This is a genomic window from Colwellia sp. BRX10-9 (assembly GCF_014077405.1).
GTDB lineage: Bacteria > Pseudomonadota > Gammaproteobacteria > Enterobacterales > Alteromonadaceae > Colwellia_A.
In genome coordinates this window covers 1-25,715 of sequence record NZ_JACGVV010000045.1, presented here as the reverse complement: position 1 = coordinate 25,715, position 25,715 = coordinate 1, and the positions used below count along the sequence as shown (strand labels likewise).

The following is a 25,715-nucleotide window of genomic DNA, read 5'->3' as shown; positions in this document are numbered from 1 at the left end:
GTTATTTTAAGTTTCTTTTCGTGGATCAAGCGTCGAATAATTTCAATACCATTTAATTCGTCGCCATGTACCGCCGCACTCAAAAAAATAGTGGGCCCCGGTTTTTTAGCGCGAATAATATGAACGGGTAAAGAAACGTCGGCATCGGTATATAACTTAGCAACCGGCAACTCTATTTTGCGCTGCTCTCCAGGTAAAATTTCAAATTCACCAATGCGTAATATGTCTGTAGAACTCACTTTCATTATCCTTTGCCACGTGTTTTGGTGTCATGAGGTTTTGCATTTTTTTCTAAAAACTCAAACACCATCCCGGCAACATTTTTGCCTGTCGCTTTTTCGATACCTTCAAGGCCAGGAGATGAATTAACTTCCATGACCATAGGACCATTTTGTGAACGCAGTAAATCGACACCACACATGTTCAAACCCATCGCTTTTGCAGCACTGACAGCAGTATCACGCTCAGCCTTAGATAATTTAACCACTTCAGCAGAGCCGCCACGATGTAAATTAGAACGAAACTCACCTTCAGCGCCTTGACGTTTCATCGCCGCAACCACTTTACCGCCAATCACTAAACAGCGAATATCAGCACCACCGGCTTCTTTAATAAACTCTTGTACCAAAATATTCGCGTTTAAACCCATAAACGCTTCGATAATGGCTTCAGCTGATTTAGCCGTATCGGCTAATACTACGCCTATGCCCTGCGTGCCTTCGAGCAACTTAATAACCACCGGCGCGCCGCCAACATTTTTAATTAAATCTTTGGCATTATCAGGTTTGCTGGCAAAACCCGTTCGCGGTAAACCCAAACCTTTACGCGATAGCAACTGTAATGACCGTAATTTATCGCGTGAGCGGCTGATAGCGACGGACTCATTAATGTTGAAGGTACCCATCATTTCAAATTGTCTTGCCACAGCTGTGCCATAAAAAGTCACAGAGGCGCCAATACGAGGAATAATTGCATCATACTTTGGTAGTTCTTTACCGTGATAACGCACCGATGAACGGCTACTCGTAATGTCCATATAGCAATGCAAAGTATCGATAATATCAACTTCATGGCCCATAGCTTCACCCGCTTCTTTTAAACGACGGGTAGAGTAAAGTTTTTTATTTCTAGATAAGATAGCAATTTTCATAAGTCAGTCTTTTGATATTCACTTTTATTTAATGATAAAAAGTGAGGTAATAAGTGCTGTGAAGTGTATAGTCAGCTTATTAAATAATATAGCGCTATATTTTGATGAGTTTAATCAAAAAAAATGATTGCGTTGTTTGTCGAGGTTTGTATGAGAATCGAACTATTAAAAACATTTCTTGAAGTGAGCCGTACATTACACTTTAGAATAGCATCTGAGAACTTATTCATTACTCAATCTGCAGTAAGCGCAAGGATTAAGTTATTAGAAGGTGACTTAGGTGTGCTGTTGTTTGACCGAAGCCAAAAGCATTTAAAATTAACCCCAGAAGGTAATCGGTTAATAAAACATGCTAATGAGTTATTGTTTATGTGGCAAAAAACTAAACAAGATGTTGGTGTTGCAGACAGTGATACTTATCAATTAGTTGTTGGCTCTATGATGTCTATTTGGGATATTGTCTTACAAGATTGGTTAAAAAAGATACATCGCAATCTTGATGATGTTAGTTTATTAACCAACACTTACTCGCCGTTAGAGCTTAGAAAGAGTTTACTGAGTCGTGTGGTCGATGTTGCCTTTTTTTTCGAGCCGCCGTTTGTTAAAGATTTAATCACTGAAAAAGTCGCCACGGTTCCACTACATTTAGTGACCACAGAGCCAAACGATACTATCGAAAAGTTAACATTAGATAACCACATAATGGTCGACTATGGTGAATCAGTGAATGCGCAACACCTTCGAGAATTTCAAGATGCTCCTCCGGCAAGACACTATATGAGCCAACCAAGAATTGCATTAAATTTTCTATTGGACGCCGGCGGAAGTGCTTATTTACCCAGACAAATGACTTTTGAGTATATCGAGAAAAATAAATTATACCTAGTTGAAGAAGCGCCGGTATATTCAAGAGATATATATGCCGCTTATTTAGCGAAAAGTCAGAAAACTGATATAATTGAGCAAACGCTGCAACTGTTTCCTTCTGTGGTAATATAAGCAAGATTATTAGATAGTAGTATAAACAAGGTTAGTAACCGTTAATTAACGATACATTTGAGTAGGAAATATTATGCTTTTGTCAAAAGAGGTGTTGATTAGAAATAATGTTAAAATTGTTGGAAAAGGTGATAAAACACTTTTTCTTGCGCACGGTTTTGGTTGCGATCAAAACATGTGGCGCTTTTTAACGCCAAAGCTACTGAACAAGTTTACCATCGTACTCTTTGATTATGTCGGCTCTGGTGGTTCAGATATCTCACAATACAACAAGAAACGTTATAGCCAACTTGATGGGTATGCCGAAGATATTATTGAAATAGCTGAAGTGCTAGAGCTATCAAATGCAATCTTTGTCGGACACTCTGTAAGTAGTATTATCGGTGCGATTGCCGCCAATAAAAGGCCTGATTTTTTTTCTAAGCTTATCATGATATGCCCTTCACCTTGTTTTCTAAACTTTCCTCCTGAATACTTGGGCGGCTTTGAAAAAGAAGATTTACTCGAATTATTAAGCCTGATGGATAAAAATTATATTGGTTGGGCTGATTATTTAGCGCCATTAGTGATAGGAGATGATAATTCAACGGATTTAATAGGAGAGTTAACGGGAAGTTTTTGCTCTACTGACCCTGTTATAGCGAAGAATTTTGCTGAAGCAACATTTTTATCTGATTATCGCCATATTTTAAAAGATATAAAGCAACCTTCATTAATTTTTCAAAGTAAAAATGATGCCTTGGCTGCGACGACTGTTGGTGAGTTTATTCATAGCCAAATAAAAAATAGTCAACTGGAAGTGATTCTGGCTGACGGACATTGTTTACATATGACGCATCCGAACGAAATTGTCGACTTAATAATAGAATACGCGAACAATGACCACAACACGCAAAAGTAAAGCACAAAGTAACATGCAAAATTATTCGCTGGATAGTTTTCCTTGCGGTGCTTTAGTCACTAATTCGTCAAGAGTTATTACCTATGTTAATGCATATTTCACTACTGAACTATTATGGCAACCAGCAGCCCTTATTGGTAAAAGTACAGACGTAATTTTCACAAAATCGTCAAAAATATTTTTTCAAAGTTATCTCATTCCAACACTTTTACATGAGAAAACGTGTGAAGAAATGCAGTTAATTATATTTAATGCTCAAGGGGCTCGCATTCCAGTAACCGTGAACGCGCATTTAGGTGATGATGGCTGTATTTACTGGAGCTTTTTTAATGCCTCTAAAAGAGACCAACTTTATAATGAATTATTAAAAACCCGCGAAACATTAGAAGAGCAAGCAGAAGCTTTGAAATTACTTGCTTCTACTGACGAATTAACCGAGTTATTAAATAGAAGAGAAATGAAATCGCGAAGCATTTTAGTCCTTGAGCAGGCAGCAAGATCTCATCAATCGGTTGGTTTATTAATGCTCGACATTGATCACTTTAAGAAAATAAATGATAGCTTTGGCCATTTATCAGGAGACCGAGTATTAAAAGAGCTGGGTCAAAAGTTGAAAGCCTTTTGTCGACAAACAGACCTCGTTGCTCGCTTTGGTGGTGAAGAATTTTTGATCATGCTACCTGACACAGACAAAGTGAATGTTTTATTATTTTGTGAAAGATTACATCAGTTAATTGCTAACATTAAGGTTGATAACAAACCATTAATGGTAAGTATTGGTGCCAGTATTTGTAACGATAAAATATCATTTACTGACTTCTACGCTCAGGCTGATAATGCCCTATATAAAGCAAAAGAACTTGGCAGAAACAGAACCGAGGTGTATAAAACTGATTAATGCTCATTAAACTTAAGATTTAAAATTTAAATGCGCAACGTTTATAAAAAGCCAATACCTATAGTAGATATTGGCTTTTTACATGATATGTTTTTACTATTTTTCAGCCGCTATTTTACGCGCTTGGTGTAATTTTTTGTAGCTTTCAATCAACCTCAGGTGCTTATCTAAACCTTCAAGTTTGATACTTGTTGGTGTTAAACCATAAAACCTAACTTCACCAAAGACTGAACCAACCACGTGTTCCATAGTCTCTTCACCAAACATTCGATTAAAGTTACCGATATAGTCTTCAAGTTCCATCTCTTCGTCTAGGGTAACTTCTAATACCGCATGAACCGCTTGATAAAATAAGCCACGTTCAACCGTATTGTCATTGTATTGTAAAAACTCTCCAACTAATTCAATAGCCTCTTCTAAAGCGCCTAAGGCAAGATAAATAAGAATTTTTAATTCAAGAATAGTGAGCTGACCCCAAACGGTATTTTCATCAAACTCAATACCAATTAATGTTTTTATATCAATGTAGTTATCTTGTTGGCTATCTTCTAAACGCTCAACTAAAGCGACTAATTGTTCTTCACTTAAAATGTGAAGATTTAAAATATCTTCGCGGTATTCAAGAGATTTATTGGTGTTGTCCCAAATAAGGTCTTCAACTGGATACACTTCTGAATAGTCTGGCACTAGCATACGACAAGCGGTAGCCCCCAATTGATTGAACTCTGCAATATAGACTTCTTTACCCAAGTCTTTCAAAATCGCCATTAACACAGCATTTTCTTCTTCGTTGGTGCCAGAAAAATCCCATTCGCAAAATTCATAATCAGCTTTACTGCTAAAGAAACGCCAGGAAACAACACCTGTTGAGTCAATAAAGTGATCAACAAAGTTTTCTGGTTCAGTAACCGCCATGCTATTAAACGTTGGCTTAGGTACATCGTTCAAGCCTTCAAAGCTTCTTCCTTGTAACAACTCTGTTAAGCTCCTTTCTAGGGCAACTTCAAAACTTGGATGAGCACCAAAGGAGGCAAATACACCACCCGTTTTAGGGTTCATAAGCGTGACACACATTACCGGGAATTGACCACCTAACGATGCATCTTTAACGACAATAGGAAAGCCCTGCGCTTCTAACCCTTCAATGCCTGCTAAAATACTCGGGTATTTTGCGATTACGTCTTTGGGCACATCAGGTAAAATAATTTCTTGTGCAATAATTTGTTTCTTTACCGCACGTTCAAATATTTCTGACAAGCATTGTACTTGTGCTTCGGGTAAATTATTACCTGCACTCATACCATTACTTAAGAATAAATTTTCAATTAAATTTGAAGGAAAATAGACGGTTTCACCATCAGAATGGCGTACATAAGGAATAGAGCAAATACCTCGCTCCGCTAAGCCAGAGTTGGTATCTATTAGGTTCGAACCCCGTAATTCATCGTCAGGGTTATATATCGCTAAACAATATTCATCAAGTATGTCGCTGGGCAACTCATCATTGGCGCCAGGTTTAAACCATTTTTCATTGGGATAATGAACAAAATCACTGTTGGCAATATCAACACCAAAGAACTGATCGTTATAAAAGAAATTACAGTTAAGACGCTCAATAAATTCACCAAGTGCAGAGCAAAGCGCACTTTCTTTCGTTGCGCCTTTACCGTTAGTAAAGCACATCGGTGATGCCGCATCACGGATGTGCAATGACCAAACATTAGGCACAATATTTCGCCAAGAAGATATTTCAATCTTCATTCCTAAATCAGCCAACAGACCTGTCATATCGGCAATAGTTTGTTCCAGTGGTAAGTCTTTACCTAAAATGTAGGTGCTGGAGTCACTTGCTGATTGCCCCATAAGCATTGCTTGGGCGTCGTTTTCAAGACTATCGACTATTTCTACTTTAAACTCTGGTCCACTTTGAACGACTTTTTTAACGGTACAGCGATCAATGGAACGGACAATGCCTTTACGGTCTTTCTCAGAAATGCTTTCAGGCAACTCAACCTGAATTTGAAAAATTTGGTTATAACGATCTTCAGGATCTACGATATTGTTTTGTGACAAACGAATATTTTCAGTCGGTATATCACGCGAATTACAATAAACTTTAACAAAATAGGCGGCACAAAGCGCTGATGAAGCTAAAAAATAATCAAAAGGCCCCGGAGCAGAGCCATCACCTTTATATCGAATAGGTTGATCAGCGATGACAGAAAAATCATCAAATTTAGCTTCAATTCTAAGGTTGTCGAGATAATTAACTTTGATTTCCATTGAATAATTTCCGAAGTTTTGCACTAAAAGCTCAGTGATTTGCTTAGTTTTAGCGACTGCCAATTGGCAAGATGTAATTAATGGTCGGTATTATCTGTTTTTTCGAGACATTAGTCTTGGAAAAAAAGACATTAATTAAGAAAGACACTGTTTTAAATAAAATAGTGCGATGTAACCAGGAATTTGATTTTACAGGGATATTAAAATAGCTAGGTAAAGTGTGATAAAACAATAATTCACTCAAGGTAGTGAATCATTTTTTATCATGACTCGCGACACAGTAAACGGCAACAGCTATAAACAAACAAAAAAGCTATTTAACAAAGGGTTAAATAGCTTTTTTAATATTTGTGATAACGTTGAATAAATGATTAAGAATTAACCGCCGCATTTCTTAGCGTCAGTTTTGGTTTCGCCACATTTACCTTTTTTGTCTGCTTTACCTTCACCACATTTTCCTTCGCCGCATTTACCTTTTTTGTCGGTTTTAGTTTCACCACATTTACCTTCGCCGCATTTACCTTTTTTGTCTGCTTTACCTTCGCCGCATTTAGCTTTTTCGTCAGCTTTTCCTTCACCACATTTTCCGCTAGCATCTGCCGCTGTAATCGTTACAATGCTTTTAGTTTCAAAAGGGTTAATTTCTGCTTTTACAGGAGCTGAAATGGCAAGTGTTAAGGCAAATAAACCTAATAAAGCTGTTAATGATGATTTTTTTAAAATTTTCATGATATTTTCCTTTAATATTATAATTTTGGCACTACATATGTAAGCTACTAACAAAGACCCTTCACCGAATAAATAAATTTCAATGAGGTTGAAAATATTTATTCACTCTTAGATAAATCTTATCACTCACTTTTGAGGTTACTCGCTGATCTATGAATACTCAAGTAAAGAAAGTTGTTTTAGCACCAATGGAAGGTGTTGCTGATGCCTTAATGCGCCGTCTACTCACCTCATTAAATAATTACGATTTTTGTATTACTGAGTTTCTACGTATTGTTGACCAGCTTTTACCTGAGCGATGTTTCTACAAAGTTTGCCCTGAATTAGAACAACAAGGTTACACGCAGTCAGGCACGCCATTGAGAATGCAGTTACTTGGTCAAGAACCCAACTGGATGGCAGAAAATGCTGTTCGAGCAATAGCACTAGGCTCACATGGTGTTGATCTTAATTTTGGCTGTCCTGCTAAAACCGTTAATAAAAATCGTGGCGGTGCCGCATTACTAAAAACACCCGAAGATATTTACAAAATAGTGCTAGCGGTAAAAGAAGCGGTTGGCAAAGATGTGATACTGTCGGCAAAAATTCGCTTAGGCTTTGATGATGCCTCGTTGTTAGATGAGATAGTAAGCGCAATAACATCTGCCAATGCGGATCAACTCACCATTCACGCGAGAACTAAAGCCGATGGCTATCGTCCTCCTGCTTACTGGCATTTCATTGCTGGTATTGTCAAAAAATATCCAATAGAAATTTTCGCTAACGGGGAGATTTGGAACTTAGCAGATGCCCACCGTTGCATCGAGGAAAGCCATACGGCTAACTTAATGCTTGGCCGTGGCGCACTTGCTCTGCCAAACTTGGAAGCGGTAATAAAAAACAATCAACAACCTATGCCTTGGCACCAACTATGCTCTCTACTAAAACAATACAGTGAACTTGAATTAATTGGCGATAAAAGCTTTTATTTTTCAAGTCGATTAAAACAGTGGCTACGTTACTTAAGATTACAATACCCAGAGGCAGAGCAATTATTTAGTGATATAAAAATATTAAAGAATAAAGAAGAAATCTTAACTTTATTGAATAAATCATCAACGAGTTCTTTATAAACAATATTATTTAGAAAATGCCAGAACGTTTTCGTCTGGCATTTGTATATGTAGGCTTTTACTCAACCTTTTTTATTAACCCCTGCCCTTCTCCATCTTCGTCTTGCTGCTTTTTAATCGCTCTTTTTTCAGAAACCACCATAGCAATCGCTTTCTCCACAAAAGGATCTGGAGAAAACATTTGCACAAAAACAGCAAAGGCAATCGCTATACCACGGCGTTTTTTAGCAAGCTTCATTAATATTATCGCCAATACTGATAGCACAGCAAAAACTAACCATGGCGCTAACGCCAGATATAAATCATACGTAAAGAAATTTTCCATAGAGCACTCAATCAAATTATTTAAAAGGTTTAATCAATGAAATGATTAAACGGATATTTATTAAAATAATCGATTACGCGATGAGGTTTTCACTTTCAACTTGATAAAGCGTTTTAATGAATTGTAGATGAATAGTTACCACAGACTTTTGAAAGGTTTGCTTTTGAATTTTATATTTTTGCCTACTTATCTGTGTATCGACAAGTATGAGGGAGTCATGATGTAAATCAAAAGCGTCATGAAAAAAATCCGAATATAAGTAAGTTCCACTCATACTTAGAGCATTTAATGCCTTATATAGCTGAACTTCACGTGTTTTTTGTAATATAAGTAAGGGGGCTTCAGCACAATACTCTATGTATTCTACTTGTTGAGTATCGTTGCTAATCACAGATGACAAAGGAACTGAGATAACAGCATTAACGGATACTAAAGAGCTGATGAACAAAATAAAGTTCAAAATGATATTTTGCAATTGTTACTCCTAAGGACCCGTTGATAGTTTATATATTGGGCTTACTCTATAAAATTTCAATAATATTTGAATTTTTATAATATTTAATACTAATCAGTTAATAATTTCAGGTAGTATATAAGGATACTTTCCAGGTAATATTTACAGCTTATGAACTATTTAAAATTAATCATTATCTCATTTACTCTTCTACTTACTGCATGTGGTGACGAAGAAAGTGGAGACATTAAAACTTCAGAAAGTCCTGAAGTTGTCGCTATCGCTTTTTTTGATGCACTTTATAATGAAAAAAATGTGAAGAAAGCAGCCAAAGTTTGTAGCCCACAATTGTCTCGAATTATCTTACATTACAAGTCACCCAAAGCTGTTGGCCGCCATTTATTTAATATGTCTTACGATTCAGTGGTTGCATCGCCTGATGACAGCGGTGTAAAAGTTCGTGAGCAGTTCAAAGACGCAGCGGTAATTACTGTTTATTTTGATGGTATTTACGATAATAATCGTTTGAAAGACGTTAAGCGCTTATCTCTTATTCAGATAGATGGCGATTGGGTTATTGATAAAATATTAAAAGACCCTTTCTAAGTTAGTCTATGTTTTAAAATACACTTTTGACCTATCCTAAAATAGATAGGTCAAAAAATGATTTATAAACCTAAGACAACCCCTTCTCTGCGCGGATCTGCACCGCCAATTAATCCCTGCTCTGTCACTTCAATTGCATGAAGACCACTATTTAAATCTCTAACAATAACTTTATGTCCCTTGGCTTCTAAAGCTGACTTTAATAGTTCAATATTCGTGCCTTTTTCTAAGGTGGTCACCTTATTACGATTAGTTACTTTTGGTAAATTTATTGCCGTTTGAGGGTCTAACTGCCAATCAATTACACCAACAATGGCTTGCGCAACATAGTTTATAATCCGACTGCCGCCTGGTGAACCCACAACAAGTTTTAATGAATTATCTTGGTTAAATACCATCGTAGGAGCCATGGAGCTTCTAGGTCGCTTTAGCGGCTCTAAGCGATTTGCTACCCATTGCCCATTTACTTTTGGCGCCAATGAAAAATCGGTTAATTGATTGTTTAAAATAAAGCCTTCCACCATCACCGCTGAACCAAAAGCCATTTCAACACTGGTCGTCATTGATATCGCATTTCCTTGTTTATCAACAATTGAAATATGACTGGTTGATGGTAACTCTAAAGCAAGATCGTCTGCTTGTGCTAAAGCGCCCTGCGGGAAACCAGCTTGCGCTGTTCCCATATCCTTATCAATATTAATTAATTTCGAGCGTTTTGCTAAATAGTTAGGAGATATTAGCCCCGCAACAGGTACATTAACAAAGTCGCTGTCGGCAATATATCGTTCTCGATCAGCAAAGGCTAAACGAGAACTTTGTGTAAGTAAATGTACGGCCGTTAAACTGTTGGGGCTTTCTTTCGCAAAGTCGTAAGGTTGAAGTTGGGCAAGCAGTTGAATAACCGCAACACCGCCAGAACTAGGAGGTGCCATACCACAAATATTAAAGTCGCGATAACTACCACAAACAGCAGGTCGTTGTTTAGGCTGATAATGTGCCATATCTTGCAGAGTAAGCCTACCTGGCGCTATGATAGAATTTTGCACCGCATCAACAATTTTTTCCGCTATCCAACCATGATAAAAAGGTTTAAGTCCATCTTTAGCAATACTTCTATAAACAGCAGCAAGCTTTTTGTTTTTTAAACGATCACCGGCTTTTATGGCAATATTATTAGGGAAGAAATAATTCTTTATTTCAGGAAGTTGGCTAATGCCTGGATTAAACTGCATTGAGACTAGTTTTTCGAGCCGTGGAGAAACAATAAAACCTTGCTCGGCAAGCTCAATGGCTTCGACAAACAATTCTGACCAAGCAAGCACCCCATATTGTTGATGCGCTTGTTTTAGTGCTGACAACACACCAGGAACACCAACAGAACGACCACCAACAACGGCTTTAATCCAAGAAATGGCTTTACCTTTATCATCTAAAAACAGCTCAGCCGTTGCCAATTTTGGCGCAGTTTCGCGACCATCAAAAGTCGTTAAGAATTGTTCCTTTTTATCCCAATGCAAAATAAAAGCACCACCACCGATCCCTGAAGATTGCGGTTCAACTAAGGTCAATACCAGTTGCACAGCAATCGCCGCATCGATGGCACTGCCTCCTTTTTTTAGGATGTTGAAACCAACTTGGCTAGCATAAGGATTAGCTGCCGCGATCATAAAGTCTTTGCTGGTAACTGCTTGTTTATGGATAACACCCGTAGCAGCTTCGGGTTCACGGTCTTCTTGCTGTTTTATTATTTCGGCTTGACTAGTGAAGGTAAGTACCAGTGATAGCGTTACCATACTTAAACGCTGAAATAGTGGGATTCGAGACATAGTTTTCCTTAAAAACACATAAACTAGTTTGGGTTAAACGATAACTGAAAATGATTAAATTCTACAAAGCTTGCCAATACTGCTTGATACTTATTTTCTCCATCACGTTGGTGTTCTAAAACACTAAGCGCATAGCAACAAGCCTCTAGTGATGACAGAGCGTGCTTTTTAGTTGTTTTTCGAATTTGATATTGTCCAACAATATCATTCTCCAAGGTAAAATGCGGCAGTTGTTGCAGCCAAGTGTTGCTCATAAACATTTTATACGCTTTTTTCCAAGTGCCGTCTAAGATAAACAAACACTTAGGTGTTGTTATATTACTATTATTGACACTTAAAACAACGGCATCATTAGCCGGATATAAAACAGCACATTGTTGATGATAATGCTCTAATAGTCTTTGTACTTCAATATTGTCAGTAAAATTTTCACCCACAATAACTTGGCTATTTTTTAATGACTGATGTAATAAGGTTACACTGCCTTTACTTTGTTTAACTTCTAATGGATGTTGTAAAATCACGATATGAATATCATTATCAACCGATGTGACTAAATGACATAGACAAGATTTTTCAGGACGTTCGCATTGTAAGCAGTATGCTCGGGTCATTAATTTGGGCTTAACAGATAATTATTAACGATGAGTCTACGCTGTTCACCATTAAACGTTAAGAATATTTTCAATATAAAAAACATCTAAAATGCAGTAAAATATATTTTACTCTTTGTTTATAAGCCTATTTTAATGCGATTGTCACTTTCTGCTTTTCCAATTTCTGTTCAACAAGTAACGGTTCCCGCCATAGTTCTGATTATTTCACTGGTTGCTTTTATATTTGATAGTAGTTTAAGTGGTTTTTTTGTTTATCAACGCAGTTTAGTCACACAAGGCGAAGTTTGGCGGGTATTTACTGGGCACTTTTTTCACACCAATGGTGCCCATTTCCTGTTGAATAGCGCAGCGGTTATTATGTTGTGGGCCTTGCATGGTCAGTTCTACACCATTAAAAATTATCTGATTGTATTTATGATAAGTGCTGTTATTTGTGCTGTTGGCATCCATTGGTTTTCGCCAAACATTGAACAATACGTGGGTTTATCCGGTATTTTACATGGCTTGTTTATTTGGGGCGCTATTGAGGATATAAAAGCAAAAGAGCGCACCGGTTACTTATTACTTATTGGAGTAATTTTAAAGATAGCTCACGAACAATATTATGGCGCAAGTGAAGACGTCGCTGACTTGATTGGCGCTAACGTAGCAATAAATGCTCATTTATGGGGGGCATTAGGTGGTGTGCTTGCCATATTATTTTTAATGGCTATTAAATCATTTTCACTAAAAAAAACATTAAGGTAAAGACTGATTTTTCTTAAAAAATCGTCGATAACACCTGCTTTTTTCAACGCGATTAATGTCTTACTATATTGTTTTATCGATATATTAGAATTAGCTGAAAGTGCGCTAAGGATATTATGCTCACTTATCACTGAGCTTGAAATTTTATATTGCTCAGACTGCTCAATTTTTCAGTAATAGCATCATGAATATCTTTTATGATACTTGACTCTAATCTTCCCTTTTCGATAATGGCATAAGGGAAATAGTTATGCTCCCCAAACTGACTTTACAACCGCTTTAGCCTGAGCATTTACAATAAAATCGAGATAAAATAACATCACAAATATTAGTTTCATCTTCCTGTAACCATTTTATTTCACTGAGTAGAGTGTCGTTCTTTTCTTCGTCAAAAAAAAAGGTTAGCGCTCTTAATTCATAAGAAAGGTAACCCTTTAGTCTTGCAAGCTTTACATAAGTTACAAGGTATTTTCAAATAACTTATAGATACGTCTATATTCATTTAACCAAGAACTTGGTTGGACAAAACCATGAGGTTCGACTGGATAAATAGCCGTTTCGAAGTTTTGCTTTTCTAACTCAATCAAACGTTGCACTAAACGTACGGTATCTTGAAAAAAGACATTGTCGTCGACCATTGGCGCATTAATTAATAAGGGTTTTTCTAATCCCTCAGCGAAATAAATAGGTGAACTTCTCTCATAAGCAATAGCGTCATCGCCAGGGGTGTTCAAAATATTTGAGGTATAACCATGATTATAATAGGCCCAGTCAGAGACTAAGCGCAGTGCCGAACCTGACTGAAATAAATCAGGCTGAGTGAACATAGACATTAAGGTAAGAAAGCCGCCATATGAACCGCCATAAGTACCAATACGTTGACGGTCAACATTAGCATTATCAACTAACCAGTTTACGCCATCACGCATATCTTGTACTTCAGGTTTGCCCATGTGGCGATAGATAGCTGTTCGCCAATCGCGCCCGTATCCTGCAGAAGCACGATAATCCATATCAATAACGACATAACCTTGTTGCACTAACATACTATGGAACATGTATTCTCTAAAATACCCAGACCAACCTAAATGTGAGTTTTGTAGATAGCCAGCGCCATGACTAAACATTACCGCACGATTTTTATCAGCCGTTTTATCATAGTCTTTTGGTAAATAAACACGAGAATAAACAGGTTCATCTTGATACGAAGAAGGCACAGCAACCACACTTGGCGCAGTCCAAGGCATACTTAAGAATTTTTCAGAGACCGTATGAGTTAAGCGTATCGCCGTAGCATCATCTTTAAGTGCTTTTACATAAAGCTCTGGAGGCATGGCTACTGTTGAATGTTCAATTAATAAAGTTGAATCATCTGGGCTTAATGCATAGTCATTCATACCGCCTAAATCAGTTAAAGCACTAAACTGACCAGATTTTATATCTACTTGATAGATTTCGTAAATACCAGGGTGTTTTTTATTCGCTTTAAAGACAAAACGCGACTTATCTTGCGTTAGGCTCACATCACTGATTTCAAATTGACCACGGGTGAGTTGTTTGGCTTTACCTGCTAAGTTTTTACTGTAAAGATGAGAATAGCCAGTTTCTTCTGAGAGGTAGTACAAGGTATTGTCACCTTTTAACCAACCAAACTCATTAAAGCTCCAGTTGATCCAAGCATCATCATGTAAGCGATGTTGGCTCTCTAGCTTATTCTCCATTAAATTAACTGTTGTTAACCAACGGTCTTTGTTGTCCCATGCTTCTAGTAATACTGCAACTTGTTTACCGTTTTCGTGCCATTGAATAGGGGAGTTAGCTTGCATAACATGAATATTACGGGGTGATTTTTGCGACTGATAAACCTTACCTTCACGTTGATAGTTCTCAGTTTTTACACTGGCAAGTACATCTTCATCAGCGCCGGGTAAAACGTCGTAAGAAAGCGGGAATTGTTGACCTGACTTTAAATCAAGTAAAAAAAGCTCATCATTATATTGACGATTATCAGCAACACGCTGACGGACCTTTTCCGCTTTTATATGACCATCATCGGCAATATAGTTAGGCATAATATCACTATCAGCTTGGCTTGATTCACCGCTACTAATACTGACAATAAGCTTATCACCGTTGGGCGATAGACTCGCGTGATTGATACGTTTATTATCCCCTAAATAGAAGTCACTCTTAGTCAGTGTAGCGTTTTGCGCTTTGAGTTTTTCTTGTTGATTCTTTCGCAGTTCGCTATTTCTTTTTTTCAAGGCAACATAAGCGATTAAGTCATGTTGTTCACTGGCAATATAGCTCTGACTCTCCTCACTGTCTTTAGGATCTTTTTTTAATTGTAAATTAGCTAATTCAATAATTTTATTACTGGATAAGTCATGTTCAAAAAATTTGTTGCCAACTCGGTAAGCGACATTACCATTATTTAAAAACATCGTTGAATATTCATAAGCTGACGTATAAGTCAGTTGTTGAACATCTAAACTCGCCAGCTCTTTAACAAAAACATTGCCTTCAAAAGTGTAAACTTCATGCGTATTGGCTTTATTTCGCTGTGCATTTCTATCACTGACCACATGCATTTGCGCTAATTTAACTTTTTCTGCTTCCTTGTCCAACGTCGCTTGGCGGTATAAATCACTTAGTGGACTACCCGCACGTTTTTGTTTGTAGAAAATAGTCTGATTATCATCACCCCAATACCAACTTTGTGGTGAACGCCCCATCCAATCTGGGTCAGACATAATTTGTTCTAAGGTGATTAATAAGTCGTTATTTGCTGACGTAGACTCTTTTGGGGCAACGGCTTTAGCAATAGCGATTGTCTTTACTTCTTTAGCGACCGCCACAGATTTATTGCTGTAGTTATCATCTAAAATGTTTTCAGCCGATTGATCAGCCGTTGTTGTTACACAGGCAACTAAAGATAAACTTATAGCAGCGGTTAATATTTTTATTTTCATAGGTAAGAGACTTATTTTAATCGTGAATTTTGAGAGTGGACATCAGATAGTTAGTTATACTCAACCCGATAAATTTATACAATCAAATAGTAAATTTAACTGGCGGCAAAGTGTAATCTTGTGCGACCAACCGCAATAAAGTTGCGTCATAATGTAAGGAGGCTTTTTAAATCATGCCCATGCATCAATAAAGGATACAATTAAAATGATAATTTGCTATAATCGCGCGCCTTGTTCTATACAACAAATTATTGTTTTTTGTATTGACCAGCGACAATAAAATCTTACTTACACAATCCTAGGCCAAATTATGCTCACACAAGTAAAAACCTCATTGTTCGAATACCCAAAATACTGGGCTGAATGCTATGGAACAGCGCCGTTTTTACCTATGTCTCGAAGTGAGATGGACACCCTAGGTTGGGATTCTTGTGATATTATTTTAGTAACTGGCGATGCTTATGTTGACCATCCAAGTTTTGGAATGGCAATTATTGGTCGGATGTTAGAGTCGCAAGGGTTTCGTGTTGGTATTATCGCTCAACCTGCATGGCATACCAAAGATGCCTTTATGGAGTTAGGACAACCTAATCTATTTTTTGGCGTTACAGCCGGAAATATGGATTCAATGATCAATCGTTATACCGCTGAACGTCGTATGCGTCATGACGATGCCTACACGCCAAACGATGAAGGCGGAAAACGTCCAGACAGAGCAGTAGCTGCATATACTCAGCGCTGTAAAGAAGCTTATAAAGGTGTGCCGGTAATTATTGGCGGCATCGAAGCAAGCTTACGTCGCATTGCCCACTACGATTACTGGACAGATAAAGTACGTCAATCGGTATTATTTGATTCAAAAGCAGATATTCTCGTCTACGGTAATGCCGAACGCCCCTTAATTGAAATTGCCCACCGTATTGCAAATGGTGAGGAAGTTAAAAATATCACCGATGTTCGGGGTAGTGCTTTTCTTGCTAACCAAGTATTACCCAACTGGAAAGGTATCGACTCTCGTTCGATAGATAAACCCGGTAAAATAGACCCAATAATCAGTCCTTATCAAGAAATCACCTCTACTGATTGTTCTGAGAACAGTGCAGAAGCAGATGCTGCGGCTAAAAACACCGACACTGATATAACCAAAACAGCACAAGTGATTGAACTGACACCGCATCGGGCAGAGCAACATAAAAATAAATCTTGGGCCGATAAAAAGAAGCCTTGGGAAACGACTTATATTAACTTACCTACTTTCGAACAAGTACGTGATAATAAAGTATTGTATGCCCATGCTTCACGTATTTTTCACCAGGAAGTAAACCCTACTTCTGCTAAACCTCTAGTACAGCGTCATGGCAGCAGACTTATTTGGTTAAATCCACCCGCAACCCCCTTAACAGAAAGTGAAATGGATGGTGTATTTGGCTTACCTTATGCCCGAGTACCGCACCCAAGTTACGGTGATGCAAAAATCCCTGCCTATGACATGATAAAAACGTCAGTTAACATCATGCGTGGTTGTTTTGGTGGATGTACTTTTTGTTCGATAACAGAGCATGAAGGCAGAATTATTCAGAGTCGTTCACAAGAATCGATACTCAATGAAATAAAAGATATTCAACTAAAAGTACCAGGATTTACCGGTGTAATATCTGACTTGGGTGGTCCTACCGCCAATATGTATCAGCTAAATTGTAAAAGCGAAAAAGCTGAGGCAACCTGTCGTAAACCCTCTTGTGTATGGCCCACAATATGTGGTCATTTAGATACAGATCATACACCTACTATTGAGCTATATCGTGCTGCAAGAAAAATACCTGGCATCAAAAAAGTATTAATCGCATCAGGCGTTAGGTACGATTTAGCGATTCAAGATCCAGAATATGTCAAAGAACTAGCGACACATCATGTTGGAGGTTACTTAAAAATAGCCCCAGAGCATACTGAAGAAGGTCCTTTAAATAGCATGATGAAGCCAGGTATGGGCAGCTATGATAAATTTAAAGAAATGTTTGATCATTACTCTAAGTTAGCCGGTAAAAAACAATATTTAATTCCATACTTTATTTCTGCACATCCAGGCACAACAGATCGTGATATGGTTAACTTAGCACTTTGGTTAAAAAGTAATGATTTTAAATTAGACCAAGTTCAAAACTTTTATCCATCACCTTTAGCCAATGCCACCACTTTGTACCACACTGAAATAGATTCACTGCGAAATGTAAATAAAAACAGCAAGAGTGTCGCCGTACCTAAAGGCACTATTCAGCGTCGCTTACATAAAGCTATATTACGTTATCATGATCCGGCTAACTGGCCGATGCTTCGCCAAGCTTTTACTAAAATGGGCTTAGGAAAAACGCTAATTGGTTCGAAACCGGGCTGTCTGGTACCCAACGAAACCCGTGGCGAGAAAGAGCAGCAACACTATAAGAATAACGGTAAAGGAAAAAATAATGCTAAAGGCAATAAAACCACCTTTGGCAAAAAGCCAGTAACGACTAAGACAGCTTATGGCAAGAAGCCGTCAACAAGCTCTGCTGCTGAGAAAAGTAAGCAAGGCTTAACACGTTTCTCTGAAAACCAGTTTGATGATAGAAAGCCAAAGCAACCATTTGGTAAAAAGAAAAAGTAATATTATCTACCCAAAAAATAAAGCCGCGTTTACTTGATAAGTAAACGCGGCTTTTTAGTAAAAAAATAAATGATATTAGATAAATAATAACCCACTAAAATTAGTGTGAGCAATATCTTGAATCTGTTATCAGTGTTAATTCACTGTTTTATGATTACCTTTGACATCGTTAGGAAATTCAAGAGAAAAACAACATCCTTCGCCCAGTGCCGAAGTAAGTAGCACCTTGCCGTTATGCTTATCCATTATTGTTTTAACAATCTTTAAGCCAACGCCAGTACCTTTTGTTGCGGAAAGCTTTTCAAAGATACCAAAAATTAACTTATGGTATTTTGAGTCGATACCTATACCGTTGTCCCTTACATGAATTGTTGTTGATAATTTTGTTTGGCTGGTAAATATGTCAATAAGCAAAGGAGTCGCTGGATCTCGATAGCGTATAGCATTGCTAAGTAAATTCAGTACCCCCTCGGACATCAAGCGTTCATTGGCATTTATGGTATGTAAATTGTCAGCTAAGTTAATAGTAGCATTGGCTTTGAGAAGTCCCTCTTCTAATACGGCACTTTGTTGTTCTACTACTTGCTTAACATTAATCGCAGAGGTTTCGATCGCTTGTTGAACAATACGAGATAAATCAAGTAAATCGGTTAATACCCTCTCCATGTTATCAACATTTTCGATGATGCGACTCAGCCGATATGCTTGCTTTTCGGTCAACTTATCAACAATTTCTAATTGTAATTTATGACTAAAAGCGGAAATGGTGACTAATGGCGATTTTAGATCGTGTGAAACTGTATAGATAAACTGTTCCATCTCTTTGTTCTTATTAACTAATTTCTTGTTGAGTTTAATCGCTTGGCGTCTTTCTTTTTCAACATCTTCCATCATACTCAATAAGATGGCTTGCGAACGAGCCATATCAACTTTATGCCCTTCCATCTTGATGTTTAACATAGTACTTTGCGCGAGTGCCTTTTGCTGATCTTTAAAGAAAAAACGTATAATGACGACTAAGGTCAATAACAAAGCAACTAGCACAATAAAGCCAGATTTAAGGCTGTGATGAAGTAAGTCTGACATCTTATCTTCAAGTAAAATCGCAATCTTATCTGCAACAACTTTTATTTCAATATGAGAAGGCTCATCGTCATAACGCAAATAATTATCAACTTCACTTATGCTCATATTTTTTTCAGTTAAGGCTGGTAACAAAGATAACCTTTCCTTATAAGCCACCAGCATGTCTCTTACCGCTAACATGTTAAGTTGCCCGAGAATTAACGCGCCTTGTACTTCTAGTTTATCTAATTGGATGTTTGCTTTACGGTAGTTTTCAAAAGCATCAGCCCGATAGTGCGGTTCATTGGGCCGTAAGATCGCATTTTTAAAATTATGTATTAAACCAACATAACCAATCTGACTTTGCATTTCGATAATAGCCGAATATACCGAAACACGTTGCTCACGCATGTCTTTTTGTTTCGATTTGTAATCGAGTGCAATAAGTACTTCTAGTGTGATGAAGAATAATAGTAGCGCAGTTAATACCGAATTCTTAGAATTCATCGATATCCCACATAAAAGCGAATGTGCAATAAAAATTTAATATAGACAAGGTGGCGAAGTTAAACATCGTAGACGTGCTCTCGCTTAAGTTCGACCATTAGGGAATTAACTTCTTTTTTTAATTCGATGACGCGTTCTTCTCGGTCGAGTGTTGCAGAATAAACTGAACTCATTTGGGCATTTTTATGTTTTAACGCCTCAACTTCCTTAAGTGCCTTATGATATTTAATTTCGACACCCGGTAATTGAATAAGATCGGGTAATTTTGGTGCTAAAACAATGGCAGTCAAAATAGAAGTAAAAGCGGTTAAGGCTTTTATCCAGCCTTGGTACTCATAAGCGGGGTACCAAGTTACATAAATAGCGACAAAATGGGTGGTACCACAAAAGAAAATAAACGCCATAAATAAGGCAAATATATCTTTATATGGCACACTTTCTTTTCTCTTGTAGAGTAATATACCCAAAATAATAGTGATCAGATAATAGGCTACACCTATAGTGATATCAGAAATAACATGGGTCCATAAGATATCAGGTCGCCAAAGGTAGCAATGTCCGTGCGGCATAAAATTGGGGTTAGCAAATTGCTGTAACCATTCGTTCATGGGTATTCCTAATGTGGATTATTTAGTGGATTATATTTATATTTATATTTTTGGAAAATGCAATTCAAAACAACATCCTTGATCTAATCCAGAGGCTAGAGTCACTAAACCGCTGTGTTTTTCCATTACGGCCTTAACAATAGTCAAGCCAATTCCAGTTCCATCACCTTCAACAATCTGCTCAAAAACATCAAAAACACGTGCGTGATCTTTCTTTTCGATACCTAAACCATTGTCGCGGATAAATAAAGAAATCGCTGTATCTGATACTTCAGTATGAATTTTTACTTGTAGATTCCGCTCAACACTCCGATATTGCAAGGCATTTTTTAATAAGTTATCGATACATTGTGAAAAAAGTGGCTGATGAGTCAAAATGGAGTGTAAGGGTTTAGTTAATATAAGCTCAGCGTTCAATATTCTGTTCTTAGTTAACAATCTCTGCCAACTTTTTTCAATCTGGCCAGTTACATCATAAGGTTCTTTAGTGATATCCCCTTTCATGACTCTAGAAAGCTCAAGTAAATTAGTCAGCAGATCCTCCATATGCTTAACATTTTTAAGGATTCTGCTAAAACGGTGCTGCTGTTTTTCAGTAGTGTGAGCCAATAACTCTTTCGCTAACGTAGACGTAAAGCCATTAATAGTGACCAAAGGTGATTTCAAGTCATGTGATACCGCAAAAACAAACTGTTCAAGTTCCTTATTTTTTGCCACTAAGTTACTCGTTAATGACAGTGACTTCGAAACAAGATTATCTTTGATACCTGCCACTTTCTTGAGCTCTAAATGGGCAACAACTTGCTGAGCAATAATGGTTAACTGTTTTTTTTGAATATCGGTCAATTGTGACGGTTTGTTGTCGATGGCACATAAAGTCCCCAGCCTTAGACCTTCAGGTGTTATCAATGGAGCACCTGCATAAAAAATAACTTGAGCGGGTCCGGTTACTAAAGGGTTATCATGAAAACGCTTATCTTTACGACTGTCTTGTATTTCAAAGACATCATCCTGATGAATAGCATGCGCACAAAAGGCAATGTCGCGGGGAGTCTCTTCTACTTCAAGTCCAAAATGAGACTTAAACCATTGTCGCTTTTCGTCGATAAAAGAAATTAGCACAATAGGAGTACCACAGACACTGGAGACAAGCTCGGTTAGCTGATCATAGGCTAGCTCAGATGGCGTATCTAAAATATTATACTCATCTAATGCTGCCAAACGAGCGAGTTCATTCTCGGGTATTAAAGCTGATATCATCGATTTCTCGCTCCACTTATATCAATTTATACCTAAGGATTAAGTGATATATAAAACCATTAAGTTATGCGCTCTGTGCAAGCAACTTTTCTTCTAACATAGGTGCTGGCATAGGCTTACCCAATAAATAACCTTGTATCTTATCTATTTTAAGTTCATGACAAACTAATAATTGACTCTCTGTTTCTATACCTTCAGCAACAACAATGAAATCAAGAAGCTTAAGCATAATAGTAACGGCTTCAAGCAAGCTTTTTTTATTGTTAACGTTTGGCTCCTTGTTTTGTAACGACTTATCGAGTTTAACGATATCAATAGGGAAGTTATTTAAATGAGCAATAGAAGAAAACCCCATACCAAAATCATCTAATGCTATTTGAAAACCATGAGATGATAATGAATGAAGTGTTGCTCGCGTAACTTCATCGTCTTCTAAAAGTGCTGTTTCAGTGATTTCTAAGATGATGGTACTAGGTAAGACTCCGTGCCGTGCCGTTTCATCTTTTATTTTTTTAGGTAATTGAGGATCTTGCAATTGTAAGGCTGAGATATTGATGGCCATAGAGAAATTATCGGCAAATCGTCTTTGCCATGATGCTAAGTCAGTTAACGCGGTGGTAAGTACCCATTGACCGAGATCATGAATCAATCGTGTTTCTTCAGCAACAGGAATAAATTCATCAGGCGTATATGACTTCGCTGAATCAGGCCATCTAATAAGGGCTTCAACCCCGGTAATTTGATCGTTATGTGCACAAAATACCGGTTGATAAAATAGTCTAAACGATGATTTACGCAGGATTTCCGTCATTTCACTTTGAATCAAAAAACGGCGATTAAATTCATTTTGATAATGAGATTCATAGAATCTTAAAGCGTTTTTACCATTTTGTTTTGCTCTGTACATCGCGATGTCAGCGCACTTTACCAATTGTACTCGGCTATCCGCATCGTTTGGGTATAAGGCAGCCCCCATGCTAATAGTACACTTAATACGATGGCCTTCGATTAAAAATGGCTTTTGAAATGAAGTTAAAATACGATTGGCGATCATGTTAACTTCTTCAACAGAATGGACATTGGCTAAGGTAATAGCAAATTCGTCGCCACCTAGTCGAGCGAAACCATCATTGATCCTTAAGCATTCTTTAACTCTGCCAACCAAATCGACCAGTAATTGATCTCCTGCATGATGTCCTAGTGAGTCATTAACATGTTTAAAGTCGTCTAAATCTAAGGCTAGCATACCGACAGATAGTTTTGAACGGTCACTGTTAGCGATCATAAACTTAAGGGTTTCATCAAAATAATAGCGATTATGTAGACCCGTTAGTTGATCTGTTTCAGCCATGTTTTTTAAAGCTAAGTAGCTTTCATGCATTCGCTGCTCCATTTCAAAGCGTTTCTTCGAATGTATAATCGCTTGATGGAGTTTGACATATGAAATGTCAATTTTAGTGATAAAGTCTTGTGCTCCAGCTTCAATACAGTTCAACGCAATTGAACTGTATTGTGCTGCACTGATAACAATAATAGCGGTATTGCCAAGATTAGGGCGAGAGCGAATGTCGATAATCATTTCAATACCATTAACTTCAGGCATATGATAATCAAGTAAAATAACATCAAAGGTTTCTGCTTCAATTAAGGCAAGACCTTTGGCGACAGAGTCAGCCTCTTTCACTTCGTAACTATTTTGTAAAGATGTACTCAACGCTCTTTTTACCAGCGCACTATCAATTTCATCGTCATCAACAATTAAAATTCTCATTTAATACCCATCCTGGTATGAACATCTGCTTTTAAACACAAGGCAATCCATAACCATTTGTGAAAATCAACAATACAATTGATACACATTTACATTAGCAACCTAAGTTGATAATGTCTAATTTTCATGGATGTATTCGCATTTCATTAATGACATAGGAGAACACATATCATGAAAGTAATGGTAATAGAGGACAACCCTGATCATTTTGAGATTATTGAAGATGCTTTCGCGTCCATCACAGAAATACATGCTCATGTCGTAAGGTCAGAAACTTTATCAACAGGTGCTGCAAGACTTTCCTCGGAACACTTTGATATATGTCTATGTGACTTACAACTTCCTGATTCAACTATAAGCGAAACTGTACTGTGGTTAAGTTTACAAACTAATCCCTTGCCAATGGTGATATTAACTTCAGTAAATAGTATTGAAATTGCACAATCATTGCTCAACAAAGGTGTTCAAGACTATTTATCCAAAGACGAATTAACACCGCAATTACTATATAAAACATGTTGTTATGCTATCGAGAGATTTAGGCACCAACAAGAATTTGCTGGATATAATCAAGACATGCAAGCATTTTGTGCTAGCTTATCTCATGATTTCAATGGTCATATTAGTCGTATTATGGGAGTATCTAAGGCATTAAAAGCCGATTTAACCTCAAGGATAGACTGTACACCCAATGAATTAAAATGGTTCGACTACCTTGAGAAAAGTACGACGGATGTACATAGCTTAGTATCAGACTTACAAAGTTACTTATCTGTAGGCTATGCAAATCAAGTATTCGAAACAGTTAACTTAAAGCTGGTTATTACTAAAGCGGTAACCTCACTTAAAGATACAATAAAAGCTGATTTTAAAGTGAATATACCGGATGAGCTGGCTAATATCTCAGGTAACATGGCTTTGTTACAACTCTTGTTTCAAAATCTAATTGCTAACAGCATAAAATTTAATAATAACTTACCAATTATCGACATAGTCATGAACGATACCGGTAATTATATTGAAGTATCATTGCAAGACAATGGTATCGGTTTCAATCCAATACACGTTGATAAAATATTCTCGCCGTTTAACCGACTAGTTAATGGTAAAAAATTCTCAGGCTCAGGATTAGGCTTAAGTATTGTTAAACGCATTATTGAACATCATAGAGGCAGTATAGAAGCGAAATCTGCATTAGGTGTAGGAAGTTTATTTACCTTGAAGTTTAAGAAAGTCAAAGTAATAGCTAAACAAGCTGGTTAAATCGTTTTAGTATCGCTAAACAGACAGGGAAAAATTATGGATAATCTTAAAGCAATTTCAGCCTTAATGGTTGAAGACAATATTGATCATGCAGAACTGATGATGGATGCTTTTAGTGATTTTAATATTAAAAATACAATCGCGCATGTTATGGATGGAGAACAAGCGGTTGCTTACTTGAGAAATGAAGCCCCCTTTGAAGATAGTAGTCAATTTACACGTCCAGATATTATCTTTCTCGATATTAGAATGCCAAGACAAGGCGGTATAGAAACGTTAAAAATAATCAAAGCCGATCCAGCCCTGTCTGGTATTCCTGTGGTGATGATAAGTACGTCAAGCACTGCACCCGAAATAGAGGAATGTTATAGCTTAGGTGCTAGTGGCTATATTACTAAGCCTTTAAAATTTGATGATTTCGTCAATAAAATGAAAGAGCTAAATTACTATTGGGTACTAACCTCTGAGTTACCTAGCTAATAAACACGCCTTGTTGCTAAGAGCTTAATTATTAAATTATTATTTTCATGAAAATTTAACCTCTATTTTCAAACATCAGAAAGCAAAAAACCCGTAGCATCAGCTACGAGTTTCTGACGTGTAGGGATATACTAATGTCGCGTTGCCAAGGATGGCAAAGAGCGACCTAATTAGAAGCGGAGAATGTCCTACTCTCACATGGGCATGTCGGACATAAGTCACACTACCGTTGGCGCTACTGCTCAATTAGTTATAAATGGTGTATTTTCAAACGCCAGAAAGCAAAAAACCCGTTACGTTAGTAACGGGTTTTTGACGTGTATGGATATACTAATGTCGCGTTGCCAAGGATGGCAAAGAGCGACCTAAATAGGAGCTTAGCAATGTCCTATTCTCACATGGGCATGTCGAAACATAAGTCACACTACTTTTGTTATTAGTGCATGCTAGTTATGGGTTTTGTCTTTTTTAAACGCCAGAAAGCAAAAAACCCGTAGCATC

22 protein-coding genes are annotated in these 25,715 nt (G+C 37.4%); 9 read left to right on the top strand and 13 right to left on the bottom strand.

Features of this window, described 5'->3' with window-relative positions; all coding sequences use genetic code 11:
• Positions 1–239: succinylglutamate desuccinylase/aspartoacylase family protein (locus H4J69_RS17975; RefSeq protein WP_310733557.1), on the bottom strand; the 239-nt coding region annotated here is incomplete at its 3' end.
• A 5-nt stretch (positions 240–244) separates the two neighbouring features.
• Entirely contained in the window at positions 245–1,150 is a 906-nt protein-coding gene (gene rimK, locus H4J69_RS17970) for a 30S ribosomal protein S6--L-glutamate ligase (protein WP_070376387.1), read from the bottom strand.
• A gap of 150 nt (positions 1,151–1,300) precedes the next feature.
• Here rimK and H4J69_RS17965 point away from each other — a divergent pair, with 150 nt between their 5' ends.
• The 3 genes from H4J69_RS17965 (at position 1,301) to H4J69_RS17955 (ending at position 3,948) form a co-directional block, all read left to right on the top strand.
• Entirely contained in the window at positions 1,301–2,149 is an 849-nt protein-coding gene (locus H4J69_RS17965) for a LysR family transcriptional regulator (protein WP_182218101.1), read from the top strand.
• 73 nt (positions 2,150–2,222) lie between these two features.
• Positions 2,223–3,050 carry an alpha/beta fold hydrolase gene (locus tag H4J69_RS17960; RefSeq protein ID WP_182222922.1) on the top strand — a complete coding sequence of 276 codons (828 nt, stop codon included), beginning with the start codon at positions 2,223–2,225 and terminating at the stop codon, positions 3,048–3,050.
• Positions 3,028–3,948, top strand: a complete 921-nt coding sequence (locus H4J69_RS17955; protein WP_182218097.1) for a diguanylate cyclase — start codon at positions 3,028–3,030, stop codon at positions 3,946–3,948. Before H4J69_RS17960 ends, H4J69_RS17955 begins: the two co-directional genes overlap by 23 nt.
• Before the next feature lie 96 nt (positions 3,949–4,044).
• Here the strand turns inward: H4J69_RS17955 and H4J69_RS17950 are convergent, their stop codons facing one another.
• Both H4J69_RS17950 and H4J69_RS17945 read right to left on the bottom strand, forming a co-directional pair.
• Positions 4,045–6,231 (bottom strand): OsmC domain/YcaO domain-containing protein, encoded by a 2,187-nt coding sequence (locus H4J69_RS17950; protein ID WP_182245128.1) that lies wholly within the window; start codon positions 6,229–6,231, stop codon positions 4,045–4,047.
• Between the two features lie 378 nt (positions 6,232–6,609).
• Positions 6,610–6,960 carry a hypothetical protein gene (locus H4J69_RS17945; protein ID WP_182218093.1) on the bottom strand — a complete coding sequence of 117 codons (351 nt, stop codon included), beginning with the start codon at positions 6,958–6,960 and terminating at the stop codon, positions 6,610–6,612.
• A 152-nt stretch (positions 6,961–7,112) separates the two neighbouring features.
• Here H4J69_RS17945 and H4J69_RS17940 point away from each other — a divergent pair, with 152 nt between their 5' ends.
• Positions 7,113–8,072, top strand: coding sequence for a tRNA-dihydrouridine synthase (locus tag H4J69_RS17940; protein ID WP_182245129.1), 960 nt, complete (start codon positions 7,113–7,115; stop codon positions 8,070–8,072).
• Positions 8,073–8,130: 58 nt separating this feature from the next.
• Here H4J69_RS17940 and H4J69_RS17935 read toward each other — a convergent pair whose 3' ends face one another.
• On the bottom strand, positions 8,131–8,397 hold the full coding sequence (locus tag H4J69_RS17935; RefSeq protein WP_182245130.1) for a hypothetical protein: 267 nt from the start codon (positions 8,395–8,397) through the stop codon (positions 8,131–8,133).
• Between the two features lie 73 nt (positions 8,398–8,470).
• Complete coding sequence (locus tag H4J69_RS17930; RefSeq protein ID WP_182252018.1) at positions 8,471–8,872, bottom strand: hypothetical protein; 402 nt, start codon at positions 8,870–8,872, stop codon at positions 8,471–8,473.
• A 150-nt stretch (positions 8,873–9,022) separates the two neighbouring features.
• Here H4J69_RS17930 and H4J69_RS17925 point away from each other — a divergent pair, with 150 nt between their 5' ends.
• On the top strand, positions 9,023–9,457 hold the full coding sequence (locus H4J69_RS17925; protein WP_182218085.1) for a hypothetical protein: 435 nt from the start codon (positions 9,023–9,025) through the stop codon (positions 9,455–9,457).
• Between the two features lie 62 nt (positions 9,458–9,519).
• On the opposite strand, the gene ggt is transcribed toward H4J69_RS17925, so the two are convergent.
• Positions 9,520–11,283: a gamma-glutamyltransferase gene (gene ggt / locus H4J69_RS17920; protein WP_182245070.1), complete on the bottom strand. Its 1,764-nt coding sequence runs from the start codon at positions 11,281–11,283 to the stop codon at positions 9,520–9,522.
• 23 nt (positions 11,284–11,306) lie between these two features.
• Entirely contained in the window at positions 11,307–11,897 is a 591-nt protein-coding gene (locus tag H4J69_RS17915) for a tRNA-uridine aminocarboxypropyltransferase (RefSeq protein ID WP_182230674.1), read from the bottom strand.
• A 135-nt stretch (positions 11,898–12,032) separates the two neighbouring features.
• Here H4J69_RS17915 and rrtA point away from each other — a divergent pair, with 135 nt between their 5' ends.
• Positions 12,033–12,647: a rhombosortase gene (gene rrtA, locus H4J69_RS17910; RefSeq protein WP_182245069.1), complete on the top strand. Its 615-nt coding sequence runs from the start codon at positions 12,033–12,035 to the stop codon at positions 12,645–12,647.
• A gap of 458 nt (positions 12,648–13,105) precedes the next feature.
• Here rrtA and H4J69_RS17905 read toward each other — a convergent pair whose 3' ends face one another.
• Entirely contained in the window at positions 13,106–15,619 is a 2,514-nt protein-coding gene (locus tag H4J69_RS17905; RefSeq protein ID WP_182218078.1) for a prolyl oligopeptidase family serine peptidase, read from the bottom strand.
• Positions 15,620–15,929: 310 nt separating this feature from the next.
• Here H4J69_RS17905 and H4J69_RS17900 point away from each other — a divergent pair, with 310 nt between their 5' ends.
• Entirely contained in the window at positions 15,930–18,260 is a 2,331-nt protein-coding gene (locus H4J69_RS17900) for a YgiQ family radical SAM protein (protein WP_182222930.1), read from the top strand.
• A 135-nt stretch (positions 18,261–18,395) separates the two neighbouring features.
• Here H4J69_RS17900 and H4J69_RS17895 read toward each other — a convergent pair whose 3' ends face one another.
• The 4 genes from H4J69_RS17895 to H4J69_RS17880 all read right to left on the bottom strand — a co-directional run bounded on the left by H4J69_RS17895 (position 18,396) and on the right by H4J69_RS17880 (position 23,471).
• Positions 18,396–19,832 (bottom strand): ATP-binding protein, encoded by a 1,437-nt coding sequence (locus H4J69_RS17895; protein ID WP_182245068.1) that lies wholly within the window; start codon positions 19,830–19,832, stop codon positions 18,396–18,398.
• 59 nt (positions 19,833–19,891) lie between these two features.
• Positions 19,892–20,440 carry a hypothetical protein gene (locus H4J69_RS17890; protein WP_182218073.1) on the bottom strand — a complete coding sequence of 183 codons (549 nt, stop codon included), beginning with the start codon at positions 20,438–20,440 and terminating at the stop codon, positions 19,892–19,894.
• A gap of 42 nt (positions 20,441–20,482) precedes the next feature.
• A complete protein-coding gene (locus tag H4J69_RS17885; RefSeq protein ID WP_182218072.1) occupies positions 20,483–21,700 on the bottom strand; it encodes an ATP-binding protein in 1,218 nt (405 codons plus the stop codon).
• A 64-nt stretch (positions 21,701–21,764) separates the two neighbouring features.
• On the bottom strand, positions 21,765–23,471 hold the full coding sequence (locus H4J69_RS17880) for a GGDEF domain-containing response regulator (RefSeq protein WP_182245067.1): 1,707 nt from the start codon (positions 23,469–23,471) through the stop codon (positions 21,765–21,767).
• A gap of 171 nt (positions 23,472–23,642) precedes the next feature.
• Here H4J69_RS17880 and H4J69_RS17875 point away from each other — a divergent pair, with 171 nt between their 5' ends.
• Positions 23,643–24,734 carry an ATP-binding protein gene (locus H4J69_RS17875; protein ID WP_182218069.1) on the top strand — a complete coding sequence of 364 codons (1,092 nt, stop codon included), beginning with the start codon at positions 23,643–23,645 and terminating at the stop codon, positions 24,732–24,734.
• Between the two features lie 36 nt (positions 24,735–24,770).
• On the top strand, positions 24,771–25,214 hold the full coding sequence (locus H4J69_RS17870; RefSeq protein WP_182218067.1) for a response regulator: 444 nt from the start codon (positions 24,771–24,773) through the stop codon (positions 25,212–25,214).
• Positions 25,215–25,715 lie beyond the last annotated feature (501 nt).

What these genes read in the sequence shown, in the direction of transcription:
- H4J69_RS17955 (WP_182218097.1), top strand. Translation starts at nt 3,028, where the DNA reads ATGACCACAACACGCAAAAGTAAAGCACAAAGTAACATGCAAAATTAT.
- H4J69_RS17875 (WP_182218069.1), top strand. Translation starts at nt 23,643, where the DNA reads ATGAAAGTAATGGTAATAGAGGACAACCCTGATCATTTTGAGATTATT.
- H4J69_RS17950 (WP_182245128.1), bottom strand. Translation starts at nt 6,231, where the DNA reads ATGGAAATCAAAGTTAATTATCTCGACAACCTTAGAATTGAAGCTAAA.
- H4J69_RS17905 (WP_182218078.1), bottom strand. Translation starts at nt 15,619, where the DNA reads ATGAAAATAAAAATATTAACCGCTGCTATAAGTTTATCTTTAGTTGCC.
- H4J69_RS17940 (WP_182245129.1), top strand. Translation starts at nt 7,113, where the DNA reads ATGAATACTCAAGTAAAGAAAGTTGTTTTAGCACCAATGGAAGGTGTT.
- H4J69_RS17900 (WP_182222930.1), top strand. Translation starts at nt 15,930, where the DNA reads ATGCTCACACAAGTAAAAACCTCATTGTTCGAATACCCAAAATACTGG.
- rimK (WP_070376387.1), bottom strand. Translation starts at nt 1,150, where the DNA reads ATGAAAATTGCTATCTTATCTAGAAATAAAAAACTTTACTCTACCCGT.
- H4J69_RS17960 (WP_182222922.1), top strand. Translation starts at nt 2,223, where the DNA reads ATGCTTTTGTCAAAAGAGGTGTTGATTAGAAATAATGTTAAAATTGTT.
- H4J69_RS17965 (WP_182218101.1), top strand. Translation starts at nt 1,301, where the DNA reads ATGAGAATCGAACTATTAAAAACATTTCTTGAAGTGAGCCGTACATTA.
- H4J69_RS17915 (WP_182230674.1), bottom strand. Translation starts at nt 11,897, where the DNA reads ATGACCCGAGCATACTGCTTACAATGCGAACGTCCTGAAAAATCTTGT.
- H4J69_RS17895 (WP_182245068.1), bottom strand. Translation starts at nt 19,832, where the DNA reads ATGAATTCTAAGAATTCGGTATTAACTGCGCTACTATTATTCTTCATC.
- ggt (WP_182245070.1), bottom strand. Translation starts at nt 11,283, where the DNA reads ATGTCTCGAATCCCACTATTTCAGCGTTTAAGTATGGTAACGCTATCA.
- H4J69_RS17925 (WP_182218085.1), top strand. Translation starts at nt 9,023, where the DNA reads ATGAACTATTTAAAATTAATCATTATCTCATTTACTCTTCTACTTACT.
- H4J69_RS17870 (WP_182218067.1), top strand. Translation starts at nt 24,771, where the DNA reads ATGGATAATCTTAAAGCAATTTCAGCCTTAATGGTTGAAGACAATATT.
- H4J69_RS17945 (WP_182218093.1), bottom strand. Translation starts at nt 6,960, where the DNA reads ATGAAAATTTTAAAAAAATCATCATTAACAGCTTTATTAGGTTTATTT.
- rrtA (WP_182245069.1), top strand. Translation starts at nt 12,033, where the DNA reads ATGCGATTGTCACTTTCTGCTTTTCCAATTTCTGTTCAACAAGTAACG.
- H4J69_RS17880 (WP_182245067.1), bottom strand. Translation starts at nt 23,471, where the DNA reads ATGAGAATTTTAATTGTTGATGACGATGAAATTGATAGTGCGCTGGTA.
- H4J69_RS17885 (WP_182218072.1), bottom strand. Translation starts at nt 21,700, where the DNA reads ATGATATCAGCTTTAATACCCGAGAATGAACTCGCTCGTTTGGCAGCA.
- H4J69_RS17890 (WP_182218073.1), bottom strand. Translation starts at nt 20,440, where the DNA reads ATGAACGAATGGTTACAGCAATTTGCTAACCCCAATTTTATGCCGCAC.
- H4J69_RS17935 (WP_182245130.1), bottom strand. Translation starts at nt 8,397, where the DNA reads ATGGAAAATTTCTTTACGTATGATTTATATCTGGCGTTAGCGCCATGG.